Raw genomic sequence first — 17,899 nt, 5'->3', positions numbered from 1 at the left:
GCACCGGCCGCCGAGCCCACAGCTCGCGCCGCCGAGACCGCGCCCACGGAAGTGTCGGCCAACGGCACGCCGCAGCGCGTACCCGAGGCCGAAATGCAGTTCTCCTTCGACATGCCGCTGCGCGAGGCGCGCGACATGTTCGAGCGCGCCTATTTCGAATACCACCTGCTGCGCGAGCACGGCAGCATGACGCGCGTGGCCGAGAAGACGGGGCTCGAGCGTACCCACCTGTATCGCAAGCTCAAGCAACTGGGCGTCGAGCTGAGCCGCAACAAGCCCGAGCCCGCCGAGCAGTAAGGACGACGATTCGCGCCGGCAGGGGTTGACCAGTCCCATGCCCGCTGTTATAGTTTCGCTTCTTTGGCCCGGTAGCTCAGTCGGTAGAGCAGAGGATTGAAAATCCTTGTGTCGGCGGTTCGATTCCGTCCCAGGCCACCAGGTTGAAAGAAAAACGGACGCTTCGGCGTCCGTTTTTCTTTGGTGCTTCTCTTTGGTGCTTCGCGTTCCCCGCCCAGGCCCCGTCCAGTTCCGGTCACGCAAGGTGACCGCCACGTGCCGCCGCAAGGCCGGCCGAGCCCCGCACCATCCCCGCCTCTCCCCCGCCTTACGTCCCGCTCTGCAACAACGTGCATGCCGTCCGACACGCGTGTTGGCAAGGCTTACAAGCGTTGGTATGTCTTACGCAGCCGCCATGGCTGTCTTGCGCCGCACCGACAGACGGTCGGTCCATCGCCGCATCGCCAACCCGCAATTGGAACGCCGATTGCATATTGACGGGCGGCCCCCGATCGCGGGGTTCATGTCAGCGCTACGGGGACTTAGCGCACCGCTGGAGGAAAACAAAATGAGAACGATGACTTCTATCGCCGCCCTGGCTTTCGCCATGGCTTGCGGACTCGCAGGCTGCACCGCCGCCGGCAGCGGCACGGGGTCGGGATCCGGTTCCGTTTCGGGCTCGGGCACGGTGACGCCGACCGACAGCTCGCGGTCGGGCACCGGCACGGGGACCAGCACGAGCGGCAGCTCGTCGGGTACCTCGAGCGGATCCGCCACGGGCACGAGCGGCACGCGCTGAGCGCCGCCGTCCATCCGCGACCACCAGTCGCTGCAAGCGGGCCCCATCGGCTGACGTCGATGCGGCCCGCTTGGCTTTGCGCTGGCTTTGCGCTGGCGTTGAGCCGCCACTGCGTCCCACCCGATCCGAAGGAGCGATGCCATGCCGACAGACGGCGCGATTCCTGCAGCCGAACCCATCCATCCGCGCGCGTTCGCATGGGCGGGATACACGCTTGGCTTCGCGATGAGCGGCTTCTTCGACGGCATTCTGCTGCATCAGATCCTGCAGTGGCACCACTTGCTGTCGGGCATCGAACGCGGCGCGCTCGGCGACCTGCGCGTGCAGGTGATGGCCGATGGCGTGTTCCACGCGCTGATGTACGTGATCGCCGCGATCGGGCTCTGGCTGCTGTATCGATCGCGCGAGGTCTTCGCCGTCCCGCATGCGCATCGGCACCTGCTGGCGAACTTCTGGATCGGCTTCGGCGTCTGGCACGTGGTCGATGCCGTGCTGTCGCACTGGATCACCGGCATCCACCGCATCCGCATGGACTCCCCCAACCCCTTGCTGTGGGATCTGATCTGGCTGTTCCTGTTCGGCGTGATCCCGTTGATCGTCGGCATCCGCATGCGCAAGACGAGCAGCGGGGCCGGACCTAACCGGGGCGCAGGTCCGCGCGGCCCCGGCATCGCCGCGAGCTGGGTCGCGGCCATCCTGGTCGGCGGCTCGCTGCTTGGCGCCGCGCTGAACCTGTTCCCGGCAAGGGCGGCGCCGATCGACACCACCACCGTGGTGATGCGCCCAGGCGCCGCGCCTTCGCAATTGTTCACCGCACTGGAGGGCAGCGACGCCCGCATCGTCTGGACCGATGCCGGCGGCGGCGTCTGGGTGCTCAGCGGTGCCGAGGCAGTGGACCGGCTGCGCCTGTACCGGCATGGCGCGATGTACGTCAGCGGGACGGTGGCACCGGCCGGCTGTTCGGCCTGGGTTCGTTAGGCGCATTGCGGACGGGCCAATGGCCACGTCGAGCTGGACAGGACTACATCGCTCGCCATGCCGAGGAACGGGGTCTGATTCCGCATGCCGTGGTTCGGCGCACGGTCGAAGGCGCGACGCCCGCGCGAGCCTGGCGCGAACATCTCGGACTGACCCAATCCGATGTCGCGGCCCGTATCGGCATCTCACAGTCGGCGTACGCGCAGCAGGAACGCGGCGAGCGTCTGCGCAAATCGACGCGCGAGAAGATTGCCGCCGCGCTTGGCATTCAGCCGCGGCAACTCGACTTCTGATTGCGCGCCGACGCGACTTTCCGCACGCCACCCGCTCGCGGCTGTGCGGATTCCCATCCATGTCTGCCGCGATGCAGACATTGTCCTCGGACAAAAACGCTTGTCTTTCAGACGCTTAGTCTCCGGCACCGATAGTGGCCGGCAATGGCACGCCCATTGCAACGCAGGCGCCTCGCAAGCTGCCGCGACAGACGGCAGACGCGCTGACCGCTCCGCTGCGGAGCGTGGAAAAGGCAGTGCCGGCGAGGCCGGCCAAACAGGAGACGACGATGCGGCAAACAGCAGCTCGGTGGAAGCGGCCGTCCTTGGGGACTGGCGCGATGGTGGCGGCCCTAGTGGTCGCCGGGTGCGGCGGCGGCGATGATGGCGGTGGCGGCAATCTGCAGCCGCAGAGCGCGGAGAACGCGCCCGGCCTGGGCCTGGGACACCGGGCCACGGTCGAGGCGACCGTGCTGTCGTCCGCGCCAGAGCGCGTGACCGGCGGCGATGCGCTGATCCGGCTGAGCGCCAGCGAACGCGCGCCCGGCAACAAGTTCAAGGTCAGCCTCAACGGCACCGATGTCAGCGACGCCTTCACGCCGACCGCCGACGGCGAAGCGCTGGGCATCGTCAGCGGCCTGAAGCTCGGCGAGAACACACTGGAGGTCAAGCGCGGCCCCGCGCGTACCACGCTGACGCTGACCAACTATCCGATCACCGGCCCCGTCTTCTCCGGCCCGCACGAAAAGCCCTACATCTGCGCGACGCAGAACTTCACGCTGCCGGACGGCAGCAAGCTGGGCGCGCCGCTCGACGAGAACTGCTCGGTCGAACGCCGCGTGCACTACGTCTACCGCTCGACCGCCAACAGCTTCAAGCCGCTGCCGACACCGGTCGCCGCGTATCCGGCGGACCTGGCCAGCACCACCAACAACGCGGGCGTGACCGTACCTTATATCGTCCGCGTCGAGACCGGTACGATCAACCGCGCGATCTACCAGACCGCGATCCTGCACGACCCGCTGAAGGACGCCGAGCCGACGCCGCTGGCGCCGCCCGCGGGCTGGAACCGCAAGGTCGTTTATCCGCTCGGCGGCGGTTGCCAGGGCGGCTGGTACATGCAGGGCACGCCGGTGGCGGTGCTGAACCACAACCACCTGCGCAAGGGCTACGCAGTGGCCAGCGCCTCGCTCAATACCTTCGGCAACAACTGCAACGACCTGCTGTCGTCCGAGACCATCGCGATGGTCAAGGAACGGCTGATCGAGAACTACGGCACGCCGTTCTTCACGATCGGCACCGGCGGCTCGGGCGGCGCCTATCAGAGCCACCAGACCGGCGACAACTATCCGGGCCTGTTCGACGGCATTATCGTGACCTCGGTGTTCCCGGACGTCACCTCGTCGACGATCTTCAAGCTGCACGACTCGCGCCTGCTGCATCTGTACTTCACGCAGAGCGCGCCGGGCCAATACAGCGATGCGCAGCGCTCGGCGATCTCGGGTTACCTGAAGCCCGGCAACATCGCCGCGATGAGCAGCAGCGCGGGCCGCCTCGATCCGGTGGTGTCGTTCCCCGCGGGCTTCCCGGCCGACCAGAAATACCATCCGGTCAACAACCCGACCGGCGTGCGGGCGACCGTCTACGACCACACCGTCAACGTCTACGGCAAGGACGCGCGCGGCTTCGCCAAGCGGCCGATCGACAATGTCGGCGTGCAATACGGCCTGAAGGCGCTGAACGACGGCATGATCACGGCCGACCAGTTCATCGACCTGAACGAGAAGATCGGCGGCGTCGACGTCGACTTCAAGAAGACCGCGCAGCGCACGGCCGGCGATCTCGACGCGATCGCACGCGCCTACCAGTCGGGACGCATCACCTCGACCGGCGGCGGGCTGGCCACCACGCCGATCATCGATCAGCGCGACTACTTCGACGATCGCGTCAACGGCGACATCCACAACAAGATCCACAGCTACTCGGTGCGCGCGCGGCTGATCGCGGCCAACGGGCATGCGGACAACCAGGTCATTGTCGGGCCCGGCACCATCCGCGACGACAACTTCGACCAGATGGACCGCTGGCTGACCGCGATGCTGCGCGACACCGGCCCGGGCAGCAAGGCCGAGAAGGTGGTGCGCAACAAGCCGGCGGACCTGGTCGATGCGTGCTGGGACGCGGGCGGCAACAAGATCGTCGAGCCGCAGACCGCGCATGGCCCGGGGCAGTGCAATACCTTGTACCCGGCCGGCACCACGCCGCGCATGGTCGCCGGCGGCCCGCTGGCCGACGACATCGTCAAGTGCCAGCTCAAGCCGATCGATCCGGCCGACTACAAGGTGATGATGACGCCCGCGCAGCTGGCGCGGCTGCAGTCGATCTTCCCGACCGGCGTCTGCGACTGGTCGCGGCCGGGCGTCGAGCAGCAGCCGTTGAAGGGTACCTGGCTGTCGTTCGGCCCGTCGCCGGTCAATCTGCTGTTCGATGTGACGCAGCCCTGATGGCGCGGCCGTGAAGACGTGATGGCCGTGTCAGCGCGGACTGCCCCCTGACGGAGAGGGGGCCGGCGCCGATGCATCGACGCCGATGCATCGGCGCGCCTGATGTTCACGCCGACTGACGTTTACGCCGATTGACGCGCCGGTGCGCGGCTTTGCCTAATGGCCGGTCGTTGGCGCACGCCGCCGGTATCCCTTCCCGCGCATCGATATGACGGACTCCTCCGCGACTTCCCCTGCGACGCAGTCGATGCCGCCGCCGGCATGGCTGCGCGGGCGGGCGCGTCGCGCGGCGGTGATCGCGGCCGTCTGCGCGGTGATGGCGGCCGGTGTCACGATCGCCTATCTGTGGGGCGAGCGGGTCGGCATCCGCGCGCAGCGCGATGGCACCGCGCACCGCATCGAGGCCTATATCGGCGGACTGCGCAGCGAGATGCGCCGCTACGAATATCTGCCCGCGGTGGTCGCGCTGAACCACGACGTGCAGCGGCTGCTGCGCGAACCCGATACACCGGGCCTGCCGATGGCGGCCAACCGCTTCCTCGCCGAGGTCAACGCGGCCGCCAAATCCACAGCGATCTACGTGATGGACGCCCACGGCCTGACGCTGGCCGCCAGCAACTGGAACGAGGCGGCCAGCTTCGTCGGCATCAACTTCTCGTACCGGCCGTATTTCCGCGACGCGATGCGGGGCAAGCCCGGCCGCTTCTATGGCATCGGCACCGTCAGCCGCGAGCCGGGCTACTACTTCTCGCAGCCGATCGTGCGCGACGGCGCGATGCTCGGCGTGGCCGCGGTCAAGGTCAACCTCGACAAGATCGACGAGCCGTGGCTCGCCAATGACGACCGCATCCTGGTGGTCGACGCCAACGGCATCGTGTTCCTGAGCTCGCAGCCCGACTGGCGCTTCAAGTCGCTGCGCGAACTGCCCAGCGAGACGCGCTGGCAGCTCGCCTCGACGCGGCAGTACTCGACCGTCGATTCGCTCGATCCGATCGGCTTTCGCGAGCAGCGCCGCTTCGCCGCCGACATCAGCGTGGTGCAGATGCCGGACGGCGACGAATTCCTCGCGCAGAGCCGGCGCATTCCCGATACCGACTGGCGGTTGATCGTGCTGTCCGACATGGAGCCGATCCGCACGCTGGCGCGCAACAGCGCGGTGATCGGCGCCTTCGCGCTCGGCTTTCTGCTGCTGCTGATCCTGTACGTGCTGCAGCGCCGCCGCGCCGCCGCGCAGAACCGCTCGGCCAAGGAGGCGCTGCAGCGCGCGCACGACGAGCTCGAACGCAAGGTCGCGATGCGCACGCAGGCGCTGTCCGGATCGAACCTGAAGCTGCAGAAGGAAATCGCCGAGCGCAAGCGCGCCGAGCAGGTGCTGAAGGCGGCGATGGACGAGCTGGTGCAGGCCAGCAAGATGGCCGCGCTCGGGCAGATGTCGGCCGGCATCACGCATGAGCTGAACCAGCCGCTGGCGGCGCTGCGCACGCTGTCGGCCAACACCATCGTGTTCTTCCGCCGCGGCCAGACCGATGCGGTCGAGACCAATCTGAACGTGATCTGCCAGATGGTCGAGCGGATGGGCAAGATCACCGCGCAGCTGAAGAAGTTCGCGCGCAAGGCGCCGGTGCAGTCGGTGCCCACGCCGGTCGGCACGGTGATCGCCGACGCGCTGTTCCTGCTGGATTCGCGCATTCGGGCCGACGGCGCGGAGCTGGTGGTATCGGTTCCGGAGCCATCGCCGCTGGCGCTGTGCGAGGGCAACCGGCTCGAGCAGGTGCTGGTCAACCTGCTGTCGAACGCGCTCGATGCGATGAAGGAGGCGAACGCGGACGCAAGCGAGGACGCCGCCGCACGCGTGCTCGAGATCCACGTGCAAGCGGACCCGCAGTGGGTCACGATCGAGGTCGCCGATCGCGGCTGCGGCATCGACGACGACGTGATGCCGCGTCTGTTCGAGCCGTTCTTCACCACCAAGGAGCAGGGCGTCGGTCTGGGCCTGGGGCTCGCGATCTCCGCCGGCATCGTCCGCGAATTCGGCGGCACGCTGCGCGCGGAGAATCGCCGCGCGTTCGGCCTGTCCAGCGACCCCGGCGACCCCGGCGACCCGGACAACCGCGGCGACATCGTGGGCGCGCGCTTCATCATTCAGCTTCCCGCCGCACAGGAGAACCATGCCGATGCGAACTGACCTGTCGGTCCTCTATGTCGAAGACGATGCCGCGGTGCGGCTGGGCAGCACGCAATCGCTGCAGATCGCCGGGCTGTCGGTGGAGGCGTTCGGCTCGGCCGAACAGGTGCTGCATCGCCTCACGCCTGGTTTTGCCGGCGTGCTGGTCACTGATGTGCGCCTGCCCGGCATCAACGGCCTGGCGCTGCTCGACAAGGCGCTGGAAATCGATGCGGCGCTGCCGGTGATTCTCGTCACCGGCCACGGCGATATCTCGATGGCGGTGCAGGCGATGCGCCGCGGCGCCTACGATTTCGTCGAGAAGCCGTACTCGCCCGGCGAACTGACCGAGGTCGTGCAGCGCGCGATGGAAAAGCGCGCGCTGACGCTCGAGGTCGAGGCGCTGCGCCGGCAGCTGGCCGACACGCAGGCGATCGAGGCCAAGGTCATCGGCCGCTCGGCGGCGGTCGAGCGGCTGCGCAAGCTGATCCTCGACCTGGCCTGCACCGACGCCGATGTGCTGATCCTCGGCGAGACCGGTACCGGCAAGGAACTGGTGGCGCGCTGCCTGCACGAGTACGGGCCGCGGCGGCAGGGCAACTTTGCCGCGCTCAATTGCGGCGGCGTGCCCGAATCGCTGTTCGAGAGCGAGGTGTTCGGCCACGAGTCGGGCGCGTTTACCGGCGCCGCGCGGCGGCGGGTCGGCAAGATCGAATACGCGCAGCGCGGCTCGCTGTTCCTCGACGAGATCGAGACGATGCCGATGTCGCTGCAGATCAAGCTGCTGCGCACGCTGCAGGAGCGGCAGTTCGAACGGCTGGGCTCGAACACGCTGCTGCCGATGGATTGCCGCGTGATCGCGGCCACCAAGGTCGACCTGCTGGCGCTGTCGGCGGAGCAGCGCTTCCGCGCCGATCTGTACTACCGGCTGAATGTCGCGGTGATCGACATCCCGCCGCTGCGCGAACGGCGCGAGGACATTCCGCTGCTGTTCTCGCACTTCCTGCTGCAGGCGGCGCTGCGCTACGAGCGGCCGGTGCCCGAGGTGTCGCCGCCGCATATGCGCGAGCTGATGATGTATCCGTGGCCGGGCAATGTGCGCGAGCTGCGCAATGCCGCCGACCGCTTCGTGCTGGGGCTGCCCGGCGGCAGCACCGGTATGCCCGGCAGCCATGGAAGTGGAAACGGCGGCGGCAACGGCAACGGCAACGCGAACGGCAATGGCGGCGACACGCGTTCGCTCGACGAGCAGGTCGCGGTGTTCGAACGGCATCTGATCGAGGAAGCGCTGCGCGCCGCATCGGGGCGCACCGCGGCCGCCAGCGATCTGCTGCGCGTGCCGAAGAAAACGCTGTACGACAAGATCAAGCGGCTGGGCGTCAATCTCGAGGCGTTCCGCGCGAACGCGGGCACGGACTGAGACGCGGCATCCGTGCCGCGGCAATGCTGTCCACATCGGGTCCGTCCACATCGGGTCCGTCCACATCGGGTCCGTCCACATCGGGTCCGTCCACATCCGGCGTGTCCACATCCGCGTGTCCACATGGACTCTTCCATGTTTCGTCCGCATGTCGCCAGTTCGACCGACTCTTGCTAGACTGCGTGCGCGCATGCGACGCGGGGATGGAAGGGCTGAAAGCCATGCGCACTTCGGTGCCGGGCCTGGCGGTTTGCCGGCGCCGTCGCAGCGGTAAATACGACGTCAACAAAAGACAGGACTGCCAGGCGGCGTCTTTGTCGCGAGAGCGGCAAAGACGCCGGTTCTGATCGCGTCGACATCCGCGTTGTCCACATCGAAGTGTCCACACGCGGTGTCCACATTCCTGCGCCGGAATTTCCCCGCGTTTGCCCTTCCCGCGCAGCGCCGAGCGCCTACACTGTAGTGACCGTTTTTCGCGCTCCCACCCTCGCTGCACCATGGCCCATATCACCTTCGCGCCGGCGATCCAGCGCCATGTCCCCACGCCAGACCGTCATCTGCCCGCCGCCTCGGTACGCGCCGCGCTCGACGCGGTGTTCGCCGAGCAGCCCGAGTTGCGCGGCTACATCCTCGACGACCAGAACCAGTTGCGCCGCCATGTGACCGTCTTCATCGACGGCACGATGATTCGCGACCGGCAACGTCTCAGCGATGCGTTGCGCGAGGACAGCAAGGTCTACGTGGTGCAGGCGCTGTCCGGCGGATAGCGGCGGGCGCGAGCACCAACGGCTTCGACGAAACACGTTTCGACAGCCGACGCGCCGACGGCCACGCGACCGGCGGCCGATCGATACCAGGAGACCTGAACGATGAACGACCGACTTCTCGTGGCAACGCGCAAGGGCTTGTTCGAGATCGAACGCCAGCCTGAAGGACAGTGGCAGCAAACCGGGGCGCATTTTCTTGGCGAGCCGGTCACGATGGTGCTGTCCGACCCGCGCGACGGCACCCTCTATGCCGCATTGAATCTGGGGCACTTCGGCGTCAAGCTGTGGCGCCGCGCGCGCGGCGAGGCCGAGTGGACCGCCTGTGCGGTGCCGGTCTATCCGCCGCAGCCGGAAGAGCAGGCCGCCGCCGCAAGCGATGCACCGGCGGACCCCGACGCGCCCAGGCCCGCGCCCTGGTCGCTGCAGCAGCTGTGGGTGCTCGAGGCCGGCGGCGCCGACGAACCCGGCGTGCTGTGGGCCGGCACCATTCCAGGCGGCCTGTTCCGCTCGGACGATGGCGGCGCGAGCTGGGCGCTGAACCGGCCGCTGTGGGATCGTCCCGAACGGGCGCAGTGGTTCGGCGGCGGCTACGACTATCCCGGCATCCATTCGATCTGCGTCGATCCGCGCGACAGCCGCCATGTGTCGATCGCGATCTCGTGCGGCGGCGTCTGGCAGACCCGCAATGGCGGCGACAGCTGGGAGGCCACCACGCGCGGCATGAAGGCGGGCTATATGCCGCCCGAGCGCAGCGAGGACCCGAACATCCAGGACCCGCACTACATGGTGCAATGTCCGTCCCGGCCCGATGCGCTGTGGGTGCAGCATCACGACGGCGTCTTCCGTTCAGAGGACGGCGGCGCCAGCTGGCGGCGCATCGAAGGGCGGCCGTCGAAGTTCGGCTTCGCGGTCGCGGTGCACCCGCGCGATCCCGATACCGCATGGTTCGCGCCGGCGACCAAGGACGAATGCCGCATTCCGGTCGACGGCAAGCTGGTGGTGTCCCGCACGCGCGACGGCGGCCGCAGCTTCGAGGTGTTCGACGAAGGCCTGCCGGCACCGCCTGCCTACGACCTGATCTATCGGCACGGCCTCGCCGTCGACGACAGCGGCGAACGGCTGGCGATGGGCTCGACAACCGGCGGGCTGTGGGTATCGGAGAACGGCGGCGAACGGTGGACCTGCGTGTCGGCGCATCTGCCGCCGGTCTATTGCGTGCGCTTCGGCTAGCGGCGCGCCGCATTCGATACCGCGGATCAGGACACAACTGCACCGGCGCGCATTGACGGCGGGCGGGGCGGGCGGAACACTGCGCGCTTCCCGCGCCGGACAACATCGCGCCGCGCACGGTCCCTGCAGGTCCCTGTCACCTTCGCTCCGCGTTCGATGTCCAGCCGCCGTCCTCACGCCACCTTCCCGGCCGATGCCGCCTCCATGGATTTCGCTGTCTCGCCCGCGCGCAGGCTGGTCGCCGAGGCGTTGGGCACGGCGCTGCTGATCGCGGTGGTGATCGGCTCCGGCTTGCGCGCCGAGCGGCTTGCGGCAGGCAATGCCGCGCTGGCGCTGCTGGCCAATTCGCTGGCGAGCGGCGCGGGGCTCGCCGCGCTGCTGCTGACCTTCGGCGGCATCTCGGGCGGCCATCTGAATCCGGCGGTCACGCTGTCGGCCTGGCTGCAGGGGATGCTGCCCGCGCGCGAGGCGCTGCGCTATGGGCTCGTGCAATGCGCGGGCGCGGTCGCGGGCGTGATCGCGGTCCACCTGATGTTCGGCGAGCCGCCGTTGAGCGGGTCGAACCACGCGCGCACCGGCGCGCCGATCTGGTGGAGCGAATTCCTGGCGACGTTTGGCCTGATCGCCGTGGCGATGGGCACCGCACGCGCCCGGCCCGCGCTGCTGCCGTTCGCGATGGCCGGCTATATCGGCGCGGGGTACTGGTTCACCGCCTCGACGTCTTTCGCCAATCCGGCGCTGACGCTGGCGTGCGCACTGACCGCGACCTTCAGCGGCATCCGCGCGATCGATGTGCCGGGCTTCGTATTGGCGCAGTGCGCCGGCGCGCTGACGGCGACGCTGGTGTTCCACTGGCTGCTGCGGACCGTGCCGGCCGGCTGCCCGGCCGCGGCAAGGGCCGACGGCGCGCCCGCCAACGCCGCGCCCATCAGCGCCGCTCCTACCAGCGCCACCTCTACCAGCGCCGATTGAGCTGGATCCCGAAGATCGAACCCGTCGCCTGCGAGGCCCAGGCGTCGGCCGGTGCCGCGAAGGTGATGCCGTCGACGTCGTTGGCGCGGCTGTAGGTGTAGAACGCGCGCAGATTGGCGTTGCCGGCGGCCTTGCCGAGCGTCAGCGTCGGCGCCACCGTCAGCGCGGTGCGCTGGCCGCTGACGCCGAAGCCCGACGAAATCTGGTCGTGCGCGACCTCGAAGCTCAGGCGGAAGCGCTCGGTCGGCGCATAGGCGGGCCGCACGCGCGTGGTCATCCATTGCAGCGTGCCCAGCGCCGAGCGGTCGTACTGCAGGCTCGATTCGACCGAGCCGATCAGGCCCGCGCGTCCCTTCCATTCCATCGATTCGGCGACCCGCACGCGCGACAGCGTGTCGCCCATGCCGGTGTAGCCGGTCATCGCGGTGCGGCTGCCGGCGCCGTACTGCAGGCCGAAGCGGTTGGTGCCGGCCAGCACGCCCTTCTGTTCGTGCATTGCCGACGCCCACCAGGCATCGCCGGCGGCATCGGCCAGCGCGTCGGCCTGGACGCGCGTGAAACCCAGCTGCAGCGTGCCCTTGTCATTGACGCCGATCGGCGCGGTGCGGACCGAGTGATAGCTGGGCAGATGCTGGCCATTGGTGTCGTTGCGGGCGGTGTACTGGTAGCTGAGGCCGACGCCGGCGATCCTGGCGTCGTCGACGCCGAAACGCAGCGCGCTGGAGGTTGGCGGCAGCAGCCCCGACGACATCAGGAACGGCGACGTGTCGCGCCGGCCGGCCCACATGGTGGCGCCGTCGAGCGCGGCCACGCCCTTGACCGCGGTATAGAACTGCGGGATCAGCTGATAGGGATCGACCGGGGCAGGGCGCCCGTCGATGGTCGTGGTATTGGTGCCGCGCGCCTGCGCCACCACCTCGATCGCAGCGCCACCGTCCAGCGTATAGAGCTGCTCGCGCAGCTTGACCTCGCCGCTGCTCTGGCAGGCCACGCCGTGGCCGATGCCGGTCGACAGGCTGCCGCCCGGACAGGCCCGCATCGCGTGGGTGTTGTCCTCGTAGGCCGCGCGGCCGCTGTACGACAGGCTCCAGACGGTCTCCTCGGCGGGTTCGGCGCTCGGCAGGTTGGAGGCGAATACCGGCGGAGCATCGCTGGGCGCCGCGGCGTCGCCGCCGGCGGACGCGATTGCCTCAGGCATGAACTCGCCGAGCCGGTTCGGGAACAGCACCACCGGCGGCGGCGCGGGCGGCAACGGCTCCGGCGGTCCCGCCAAGCCTGGATCGAGCTCGGCCAGCGCGGCCTGTTCGGGCGTATCGGCGGGCGGCAGGTTCAGCGTTTCGGTGGCGGCGTCGGCCGGGGTCGGCGCCTCACGCTGAAGCAACCCGGCGAGCGGATCGGCGTCGCCGGCCTGCTGCTGCGGTTGCCAGCCTGCCGGCTCCGCCGGCGGCACGGCACCCTCCACCGACGGGTTCTGCGTCGGGTTCGGCCTCGAATCCGGCGTCCAGCTCGACAGCCGCGCAACCGCGGGCACCGGGGCGGCCGGCGCGAACACCGGTGGGGCGATGGGCTCGGGCGCCGGCGGCGTCTGCGCGCAGGCAACGATGCCCCACGCCGCCAGGCCGGCCAGATACAGCCAGCGCGGACGCGGCAGTACGGACGAACGGACGGAGCGGTTCAGCGGACGACGGCGAGAGGAAGACGACGCGGACAACGACATGCGGTGACAACAGGGCGGCAACGGTGCGCAACGGCGAGCACGGGCTCGGCCGTGCCGGACCGACGGTTTTATCAGTCGGGCTGATTGGACAGCAAGAGAGGTTACAAAATCCATCGGCTGAGCACTGCAGATGACGAAAGCGTACGTTCGGCCACCGATGCCGACGCAGCGCGCCATGCCGGATCGCCGCCGCGGAGGCGCGCCATACCGCACTTTCCTAGCGAAAACCCGGAGCCTGGCGCGGCCCCGTGGCGAATTGGGCACCGCTATAATCGATCAGCCTGCTGGAACGGGTATGAGCGGGCAAACCAGAGGGTGAAACCGGGCCTGTTATCGGCGTACGCTGCCAAGTCGGCGGGTGCGCCGGTAACAGGCCCGTTATTGCGCGCTGTCGTACCACGGCCTGCCGCGCGTTCCCGGCCAGCGTTGGAGTCGACGCACTCTCTCGCCCTCGGCCGGATCAAAATTCGAAAACGAGGAGAGTAGTCGATGGAACGTCGTTCCTTTCTGTTGAAAGCGTCGGCCGTGGCCGCCACCGGTGCGCTGGCCGCCTGCGGCAAGCAAGAGCAGGCCGCCGCGCCGACCCCCGCCAGCGCCCCCGGCACGCCCGCCGCGCCTGCCGTGGTAGGCAGCAACCCGGCCGTCGAATGGCGCCTGGCGTCGAGCTTTCCGAAATCCCTCGACACCATCTACGGCGGCGCCGAGACGCTGTCGAACCGGGTCAAGGAACTGACCGACGGCAAGTTCAACATCAAGGTGTTCGCCGCCGGCGAAATCGTGCCGGGCCTGCAGGTGCTCGACGCCGTGCAGAACAACACCGTGCAGATCGGCCACACCGCCGGCTACTACTACTTCGGCAAGAACCCGACGCTGTGCTTCGACACCACGATTCCGTTCGGCCTGACCGCGCGCCAGCAGAACGCCTGGATGGTGCAGGGCAACGGCATGAAGCTGATGCGCGAGTTCTTCAAGGAATACAACGTCGTCAACTTTCTGGGCGGCAATACCAACGCGCAGATGGGCGGCTGGTTCCGCAAGGAGATCCGCACCGTCGCCGACCTGCAGGGCCTGAAATATCGCGTCGCCGGTTTCGCCGGCGTGGTGCTGTCGCGCCTGGGCGTGGTACCGCAGCAGATCGCCGGTGGCGACATCTATCCGGCGCTGGAGAAGGGCACGATCGACGCCGCCGAATGGGTCGGCCCGTATGACGACGAGAAGCTCGGCTTCTTCAAGGTCGCGCCGTTCTACTACTACCCGGGCTGGTGGGAAGGCAGCGCGCAGCTGTCGTTCTACGCCTCGGCAAGCGAGTTCGAGAAGCTGCCGGCGCTGTACAAGCGCGCGCTGGAGACCGCGACCTTCGAGGCGCACACCACGATGATGGCCAAGTACGACACCGTCAATCCGCAGGCGCTGGCGCGCCTGCTGGAGAACGGCGTCAAGCTGCGCCCGTTCTCGCGCGAGATCATGGAGGCGTGCTTCAAGGCGACCCAGGACGCCTATGCCGAGGAAAGCGGCAAGAACCCGTCGTTCAAGAAGATCTACGACGACTGGCGCGTGTTCCGCAACAACCAGGCCGCGTGGTTCAATGTCGCCGAGCAGGCCTTCGCGCAGTTCAGCTTCGCCCGCAAACTGTAAGCGCCCACGGCGGCTTCGTGCCGCCTGCAAGGCTCGGTCCGCACCGGTAGAATCCTCGGCTTCTGAGAGGATTCTCCGATGCAGACCGGCATACTCTACGCCCTGCTGGCGTACATCATCTGGGGCCTGCTGCCCCTGTACATCAAGTCCCTCCACGGCATCGCGCCCCTCGAGATCCTGCTGCACCGGATGGTGTGGTCGCTGGTCTTCCTCGGCGCCATCCTGGCGATCCGCCGGCACTGGGGCTGGCTGCGCGGGGTCTGGTCCGACCGCCGCCTGCTGCTCGGCTTCGTCGCCAGCGCGGCGCTGCTGTGCGGCAACTGGTTCCTCTATATCTGGGCGGTGTCCAACGATCGCGTCGTCGATGCGAGCCTGGGCTACTTCATCAATCCGCTGTTCAGCGTGCTGCTCGGCGTGGTGTTCCTGCGCGAGCGGCTGCGGCCGGCGCAGTGGGTCTCGATCGCGCTGGCGGCCGCCGGCGTGGTGTGGCTGACCTTCGCCGCCGGGCAGCTGCCGTGGATCGCGCTGGCGCTGGCCGGCACCTTCGGCGGCTACGGGCTGCTGCGCAAGACCGCAGCGCTGGGTGCGCTCGAGGGGCTGTCGCTGGAAACGCTGCTGCTGTTCCCCTTCGCCGTCGCCGCGCTGGGCTGGATGTTCTCGACCGGCGAGGCCGGCTTTGCCCATGCGAGCCTGGGCGTGCAGTTCCTGGTGGCGATGGCCGGGCCGGTCACCGCGGTGCCGCTGCTGTTCTTTGCCGCGGCGGCGCGCCGCATCCCGCTGTCGCTGCTCGGGCTGTTGCAGTACACCGGTCCGACGCTGCAGCTGCTGCTGGGCGTCTGGCTGTACCACGAGCCGTTCCCCGCCGACAAGCAGCTGGGCTACGCGATGATCTGGGTATCGCTGGCGCTCTATGCGCTGGAGGGGTTCTGGATGTCGCGGCGGCGCCCGCCGGCGGTGGCGGTCGACTGAGCCATTATTGGCAGCATCGATGAAACACCTTGCCAATCGCGCATTCCCATTCATCGGCAACATGATCGTGCCCTTCACGTGCGTGACGGATCGGATCGCCATACGGGCTCCGGGAGAGAATCGTCGCGATTTCATCGACGCGACGGATGAAAACGACGATCCGTCTGCGGTGTTCGATTATTGGCGCGAATAGCGTAAGCCGAATAGTCGGCACCGAATCGTCGAACGCCGAACGCCCATGTCCAGCACGCCGGTCCCGCCGCTGCGCAAGATCATCCATTGCGACTGCGACGCCTTCTACGCCTCGGTCGAGATGCGCGACGACCCGTCGCTGCGCGGCCGGCCGATGGCGGTCGGCGGCTCGCCGGACCGGCGCGGCGTGATCGCGACCTGCAACTACGAGGCGCGCGCCTATGGCGTGCGCTCGGCGATGTCATCGGCGCAGGCGGTCAAGCGCTGTCCCGAGCTGCTGATCCTGCGGCCGGCGATGGACAAGTACAAGGAAGCGTCGCGCCGGATCTTCGGCATCTATCGCGAATACACCGAACTGGTCGAGCCGCTGTCGCTCGACGAGGCCTATCTGGACGTCAGCGCGTGCACGCGGCACCAGGGCAGCGCGACGCGCATCGCCGAGGAGATCCGCCGGCGCGTGCGGGAGGAGGTCGGCGTCACGGTGTCGGCCGGCGTCGGGCCCAGCAAGTTCATCGCCAAGATCGCCAGCGACTGGAACAAGCCGGACGGCCTGTTCGTGGTGCGGCCCGAAGCGGTCGACGCCTTCGTCGCCGCCTTGCCGGTCGAGCGCATCCACGGCGTCGGCCGGGTCACGGCGGCCAAGCTGAACCGCCTCGGCGTCAAGACGTGCGCGGATCTGCGGGCGTGGACGCCGGACCTGTTCCATCGGCACTTCGGCAGCTTCGGCGGCCGCCTGTACAACCTGTGCCGCGGCATCGACGAACGGCGGGTATCGCCCGAGCGGGAGCGCAAGTCGATCAGCGTCGAGGAAACCTATGCCGACGATCTGCCCGACCTGACGGCGTGCCTGGCCGAGCTCGAGCCGCTGATCGCGCAGCTGCAGGCCCGCATCGCGCGCGCGGGCGCCCAGCACCTGATCCACAAGCTGACGGTCAAGCTGCGTTTCGCGGACTTTCGCCAGACCACAGTGGAATGCCGCGGCCAGATGCCGGACCGAGACGTCTACGCGCGGCTGCTGGCCGAGGGCCATGCGCGGCGGCGCTTGCCGGTACGGCTGCTGGGCGTCGGCGTGGCGACCAGCGATCCGGACACCGCGCAGCTGGACCTGTTCCGCGACCTGGCCGGGGCGGACGACGGCGAGGGCGATCCATACGAAGCGGCCTGACCCCCGTCCGCCGCCATCGTTACGGCAACTGGTTGCGCATCAGCACCAGCCAGGGCGCATGCGAATTGGTGAAGCCGTCCACCAGCCCGGAATCGCCCAACTCCACCAGCTCCATCGACACCGACTGCTGCAGATTGCCGCCGATGGTCTTGACCACGCGGGCGGTCGCATCCACCTCGACCACGATGTCGCAGTGCATCGGCGTGGTGCCGAAGCCGACCTCGTCGACGCTGCTCAGGTATTTGTCGCGGCCGCGGCCGGCGCACAGGATGTCGCCGGGGCGCGGCATCGCCGGCAGCGGCTCCAGGCGAAAGGCCGGCGCGGGCAGGATGCCGTCGCGCGCGTCGACCACATACATCGAATGCGATTGCCCGGTCAGGAACTGGCGCTCGTTGAGCCCCGCCTGGCGCAGCACCCAGGAAATGAACACCGCGGACCAGGCCCACCGCCCCTCGGTGATCTGCTGGCAATCGACCTGCTTGCCGACGATGGCCCAATAGCGCTGCGCCAGCGCGCAACCTTGCGGCGTCGCCTCCATGCCGGTGCCGTCCGGAAAACCGGCGCAGCCCGGCGCGGCGGTGGTGCCGAAGCTCTCGTCGGTGTCCGCCGACGAGGCATTGAGCGAACCGTTCTGGATCCGCTCCTCGATGCCGTCGGGCAGCGCCGGCGGCGGCGGTGGCAGCGGGCTGCTGACCACGCACGCGGTGTCGTCGCGCCCGATGCGGATGGTCTGGCCACCCCAGCGCTGCCATTCCTGCAGCGCGATCTGCACGATACGCTGGCGCGCCGTGGCGCCCGGCATCGCCGTCGGCGCCTGCGCCTGGGCCTGCGGCAACGGC

Annotated in this window: 16 protein-coding genes and 1 tRNA gene; 14 read left to right on the top strand and 3 right to left on the bottom strand. The window is 68.6% G+C overall.

Going from position 1 to position 17,899, the window contains the following annotated elements:
* Both B551_RS27205 and B551_RS22945 read left to right on the top strand, forming a co-directional pair.
* Positions 1–297, top strand: a 297-nt coding sequence (locus B551_RS27205) for a helix-turn-helix domain-containing protein (protein ID WP_023265097.1), incomplete at its 5' end; no start/stop codon positions are given.
* Between the two features lie 65 nt (positions 298–362).
* Positions 363–438, top strand: a tRNA-Phe gene (locus tag B551_RS22945).
* Between the two features lie 240 nt (positions 439–678).
* Here the strand turns inward: B551_RS22945 and B551_RS22940 are convergent.
* The gene (locus B551_RS22940; RefSeq protein ID WP_006578779.1) at positions 679–1,089 is read right to left on the bottom strand and encodes a hypothetical protein; all 411 of its coding nucleotides are present in this window, start codon (positions 1,087–1,089) and stop codon (positions 679–681) included.
* 127 nt (positions 1,090–1,216) lie between these two features.
* Here B551_RS22940 and B551_RS22935 point away from each other — a divergent pair, with 127 nt between their 5' ends.
* The 8 genes from B551_RS22935 (at position 1,217) to B551_RS22900 (ending at position 11,382) form a co-directional block, all read left to right on the top strand.
* Complete coding sequence (locus tag B551_RS22935; RefSeq protein ID WP_006578778.1) at positions 1,217–2,053, top strand: DUF2243 domain-containing protein; 837 nt, start codon at positions 1,217–1,219, stop codon at positions 2,051–2,053.
* A 5-nt stretch (positions 2,054–2,058) separates the two neighbouring features.
* Complete coding sequence (locus tag B551_RS22930) at positions 2,059–2,346, top strand: helix-turn-helix domain-containing protein (protein WP_023265095.1); 288 nt, start codon at positions 2,059–2,061, stop codon at positions 2,344–2,346.
* Positions 2,347–2,666: 320 nt separating this feature from the next.
* Positions 2,667–4,829 (top strand): DUF6351 family protein, encoded by a 2,163-nt coding sequence (locus B551_RS22925; RefSeq protein WP_253281406.1) that lies wholly within the window; start codon positions 2,667–2,669, stop codon positions 4,827–4,829.
* A gap of 208 nt (positions 4,830–5,037) precedes the next feature.
* The gene (locus tag B551_RS22920) at positions 5,038–7,014 is read left to right on the top strand and encodes an ATP-binding protein (protein ID WP_083492719.1); all 1,977 of its coding nucleotides are present in this window, start codon (positions 5,038–5,040) and stop codon (positions 7,012–7,014) included.
* Positions 6,998–8,413 (top strand): sigma-54 dependent transcriptional regulator, encoded by a 1,416-nt coding sequence (locus B551_RS22915; protein ID WP_006579803.1) that lies wholly within the window; start codon positions 6,998–7,000, stop codon positions 8,411–8,413. Before B551_RS22920 ends, B551_RS22915 begins: the two co-directional genes overlap by 17 nt.
* Before the next feature lie 497 nt (positions 8,414–8,910).
* Complete coding sequence (locus B551_RS22910) at positions 8,911–9,180, top strand: MoaD/ThiS family protein (protein ID WP_006579802.1); 270 nt, start codon at positions 8,911–8,913, stop codon at positions 9,178–9,180.
* 102 nt (positions 9,181–9,282) lie between these two features.
* Complete coding sequence (locus B551_RS22905; protein ID WP_023265092.1) at positions 9,283–10,410, top strand: glycosyl hydrolase; 1,128 nt, start codon at positions 9,283–9,285, stop codon at positions 10,408–10,410.
* 204 nt (positions 10,411–10,614) lie between these two features.
* On the top strand, positions 10,615–11,382 hold the full coding sequence (locus B551_RS22900) for an MIP/aquaporin family protein (protein ID WP_023265091.1): 768 nt from the start codon (positions 10,615–10,617) through the stop codon (positions 11,380–11,382).
* On the opposite strand, the gene B551_RS22895 is transcribed toward B551_RS22900, so the two are convergent.
* Complete coding sequence (locus B551_RS22895; RefSeq protein WP_023265090.1) at positions 11,366–13,099, bottom strand: carbohydrate porin; 1,734 nt, start codon at positions 13,097–13,099, stop codon at positions 11,366–11,368. The genes B551_RS22900 and B551_RS22895 overlap by 17 nt on opposite strands.
* 489 nt (positions 13,100–13,588) lie before the next feature.
* Here B551_RS22895 and B551_RS22890 point away from each other — a divergent pair, with 489 nt between their 5' ends.
* The 4 genes from B551_RS22890 to dinB all read left to right on the top strand — a co-directional run bounded on the left by B551_RS22890 (position 13,589) and on the right by dinB (position 17,060).
* Positions 13,589–14,734 (top strand): TRAP transporter substrate-binding protein, encoded by a 1,146-nt coding sequence (locus tag B551_RS22890; RefSeq protein ID WP_023265089.1) that lies wholly within the window; start codon positions 13,589–13,591, stop codon positions 14,732–14,734.
* 78 nt (positions 14,735–14,812) lie between these two features.
* A complete protein-coding gene (rarD, locus tag B551_RS22885; RefSeq protein WP_006579856.1) occupies positions 14,813–15,703 on the top strand; it encodes an EamA family transporter RarD in 891 nt (296 codons plus the stop codon).
* 19 nt (positions 15,704–15,722) lie between these two features.
* Entirely contained in the window at positions 15,723–15,896 is a 174-nt protein-coding gene (locus B551_RS26315) for a hypothetical protein (protein WP_023265088.1), read from the top strand.
* 45 nt (positions 15,897–15,941) lie between these two features.
* Positions 15,942–17,060, top strand: a complete 1,119-nt coding sequence (dinB, locus tag B551_RS22880; protein WP_006579855.1) for a DNA polymerase IV — start codon at positions 15,942–15,944, stop codon at positions 17,058–17,060.
* A gap of 19 nt (positions 17,061–17,079) precedes the next feature.
* Here dinB and B551_RS22875 read toward each other — a convergent pair whose 3' ends face one another.
* Entirely contained in the window at positions 17,080–17,895 is an 816-nt protein-coding gene (locus tag B551_RS22875; RefSeq protein ID WP_371259338.1) for a DUF2272 domain-containing protein, read from the bottom strand.
* Between the last annotated feature and the right edge of the window lie 4 nt (positions 17,896–17,899).

Source organism: Cupriavidus sp. HPC(L) (assembly GCF_000307735.3).
Lineage (GTDB): Bacteria > Pseudomonadota > Gammaproteobacteria > Burkholderiales > Burkholderiaceae > Cupriavidus.
The sequence above is the reverse complement of the archived record's forward strand: the minus strand, read 5'-3'. Positions and strand labels throughout refer to the sequence as shown.

What these genes read in the sequence shown, in the direction of transcription:
- dinB (WP_006579855.1), top strand. Translation starts at nt 15,942, where the DNA reads ATGTCCAGCACGCCGGTCCCGCCGCTGCGCAAGATCATCCATTGCGAC.
- B551_RS22890 (WP_023265089.1), top strand. Translation starts at nt 13,589, where the DNA reads ATGGAACGTCGTTCCTTTCTGTTGAAAGCGTCGGCCGTGGCCGCCACC.
- B551_RS22910 (WP_006579802.1), top strand. Translation starts at nt 8,911, where the DNA reads ATGGCCCATATCACCTTCGCGCCGGCGATCCAGCGCCATGTCCCCACG.
- B551_RS22905 (WP_023265092.1), top strand. Translation starts at nt 9,283, where the DNA reads ATGAACGACCGACTTCTCGTGGCAACGCGCAAGGGCTTGTTCGAGATC.
- B551_RS22900 (WP_023265091.1), top strand. Translation starts at nt 10,615, where the DNA reads ATGGATTTCGCTGTCTCGCCCGCGCGCAGGCTGGTCGCCGAGGCGTTG.
- B551_RS26315 (WP_023265088.1), top strand. Translation starts at nt 15,723, where the DNA reads ATGAAACACCTTGCCAATCGCGCATTCCCATTCATCGGCAACATGATC.
- rarD (WP_006579856.1), top strand. Translation starts at nt 14,813, where the DNA reads ATGCAGACCGGCATACTCTACGCCCTGCTGGCGTACATCATCTGGGGC.
- B551_RS22935 (WP_006578778.1), top strand. Translation starts at nt 1,217, where the DNA reads ATGCCGACAGACGGCGCGATTCCTGCAGCCGAACCCATCCATCCGCGC.
- B551_RS22895 (WP_023265090.1), bottom strand. Translation starts at nt 13,099, where the DNA reads ATGTCGTTGTCCGCGTCGTCTTCCTCTCGCCGTCGTCCGCTGAACCGC.
- B551_RS22940 (WP_006578779.1), bottom strand. Translation starts at nt 1,089, where the DNA reads ATGGACGGCGGCGCTCAGCGCGTGCCGCTCGTGCCCGTGGCGGATCCG.
- B551_RS22925 (WP_253281406.1), top strand. Translation starts at nt 2,667, where the DNA reads ATGGTGGCGGCCCTAGTGGTCGCCGGGTGCGGCGGCGGCGATGATGGC.
- B551_RS22920 (WP_083492719.1), top strand. Translation starts at nt 5,038, where the DNA reads ATGACGGACTCCTCCGCGACTTCCCCTGCGACGCAGTCGATGCCGCCG.
- B551_RS22915 (WP_006579803.1), top strand. Translation starts at nt 6,998, where the DNA reads ATGCCGATGCGAACTGACCTGTCGGTCCTCTATGTCGAAGACGATGCC.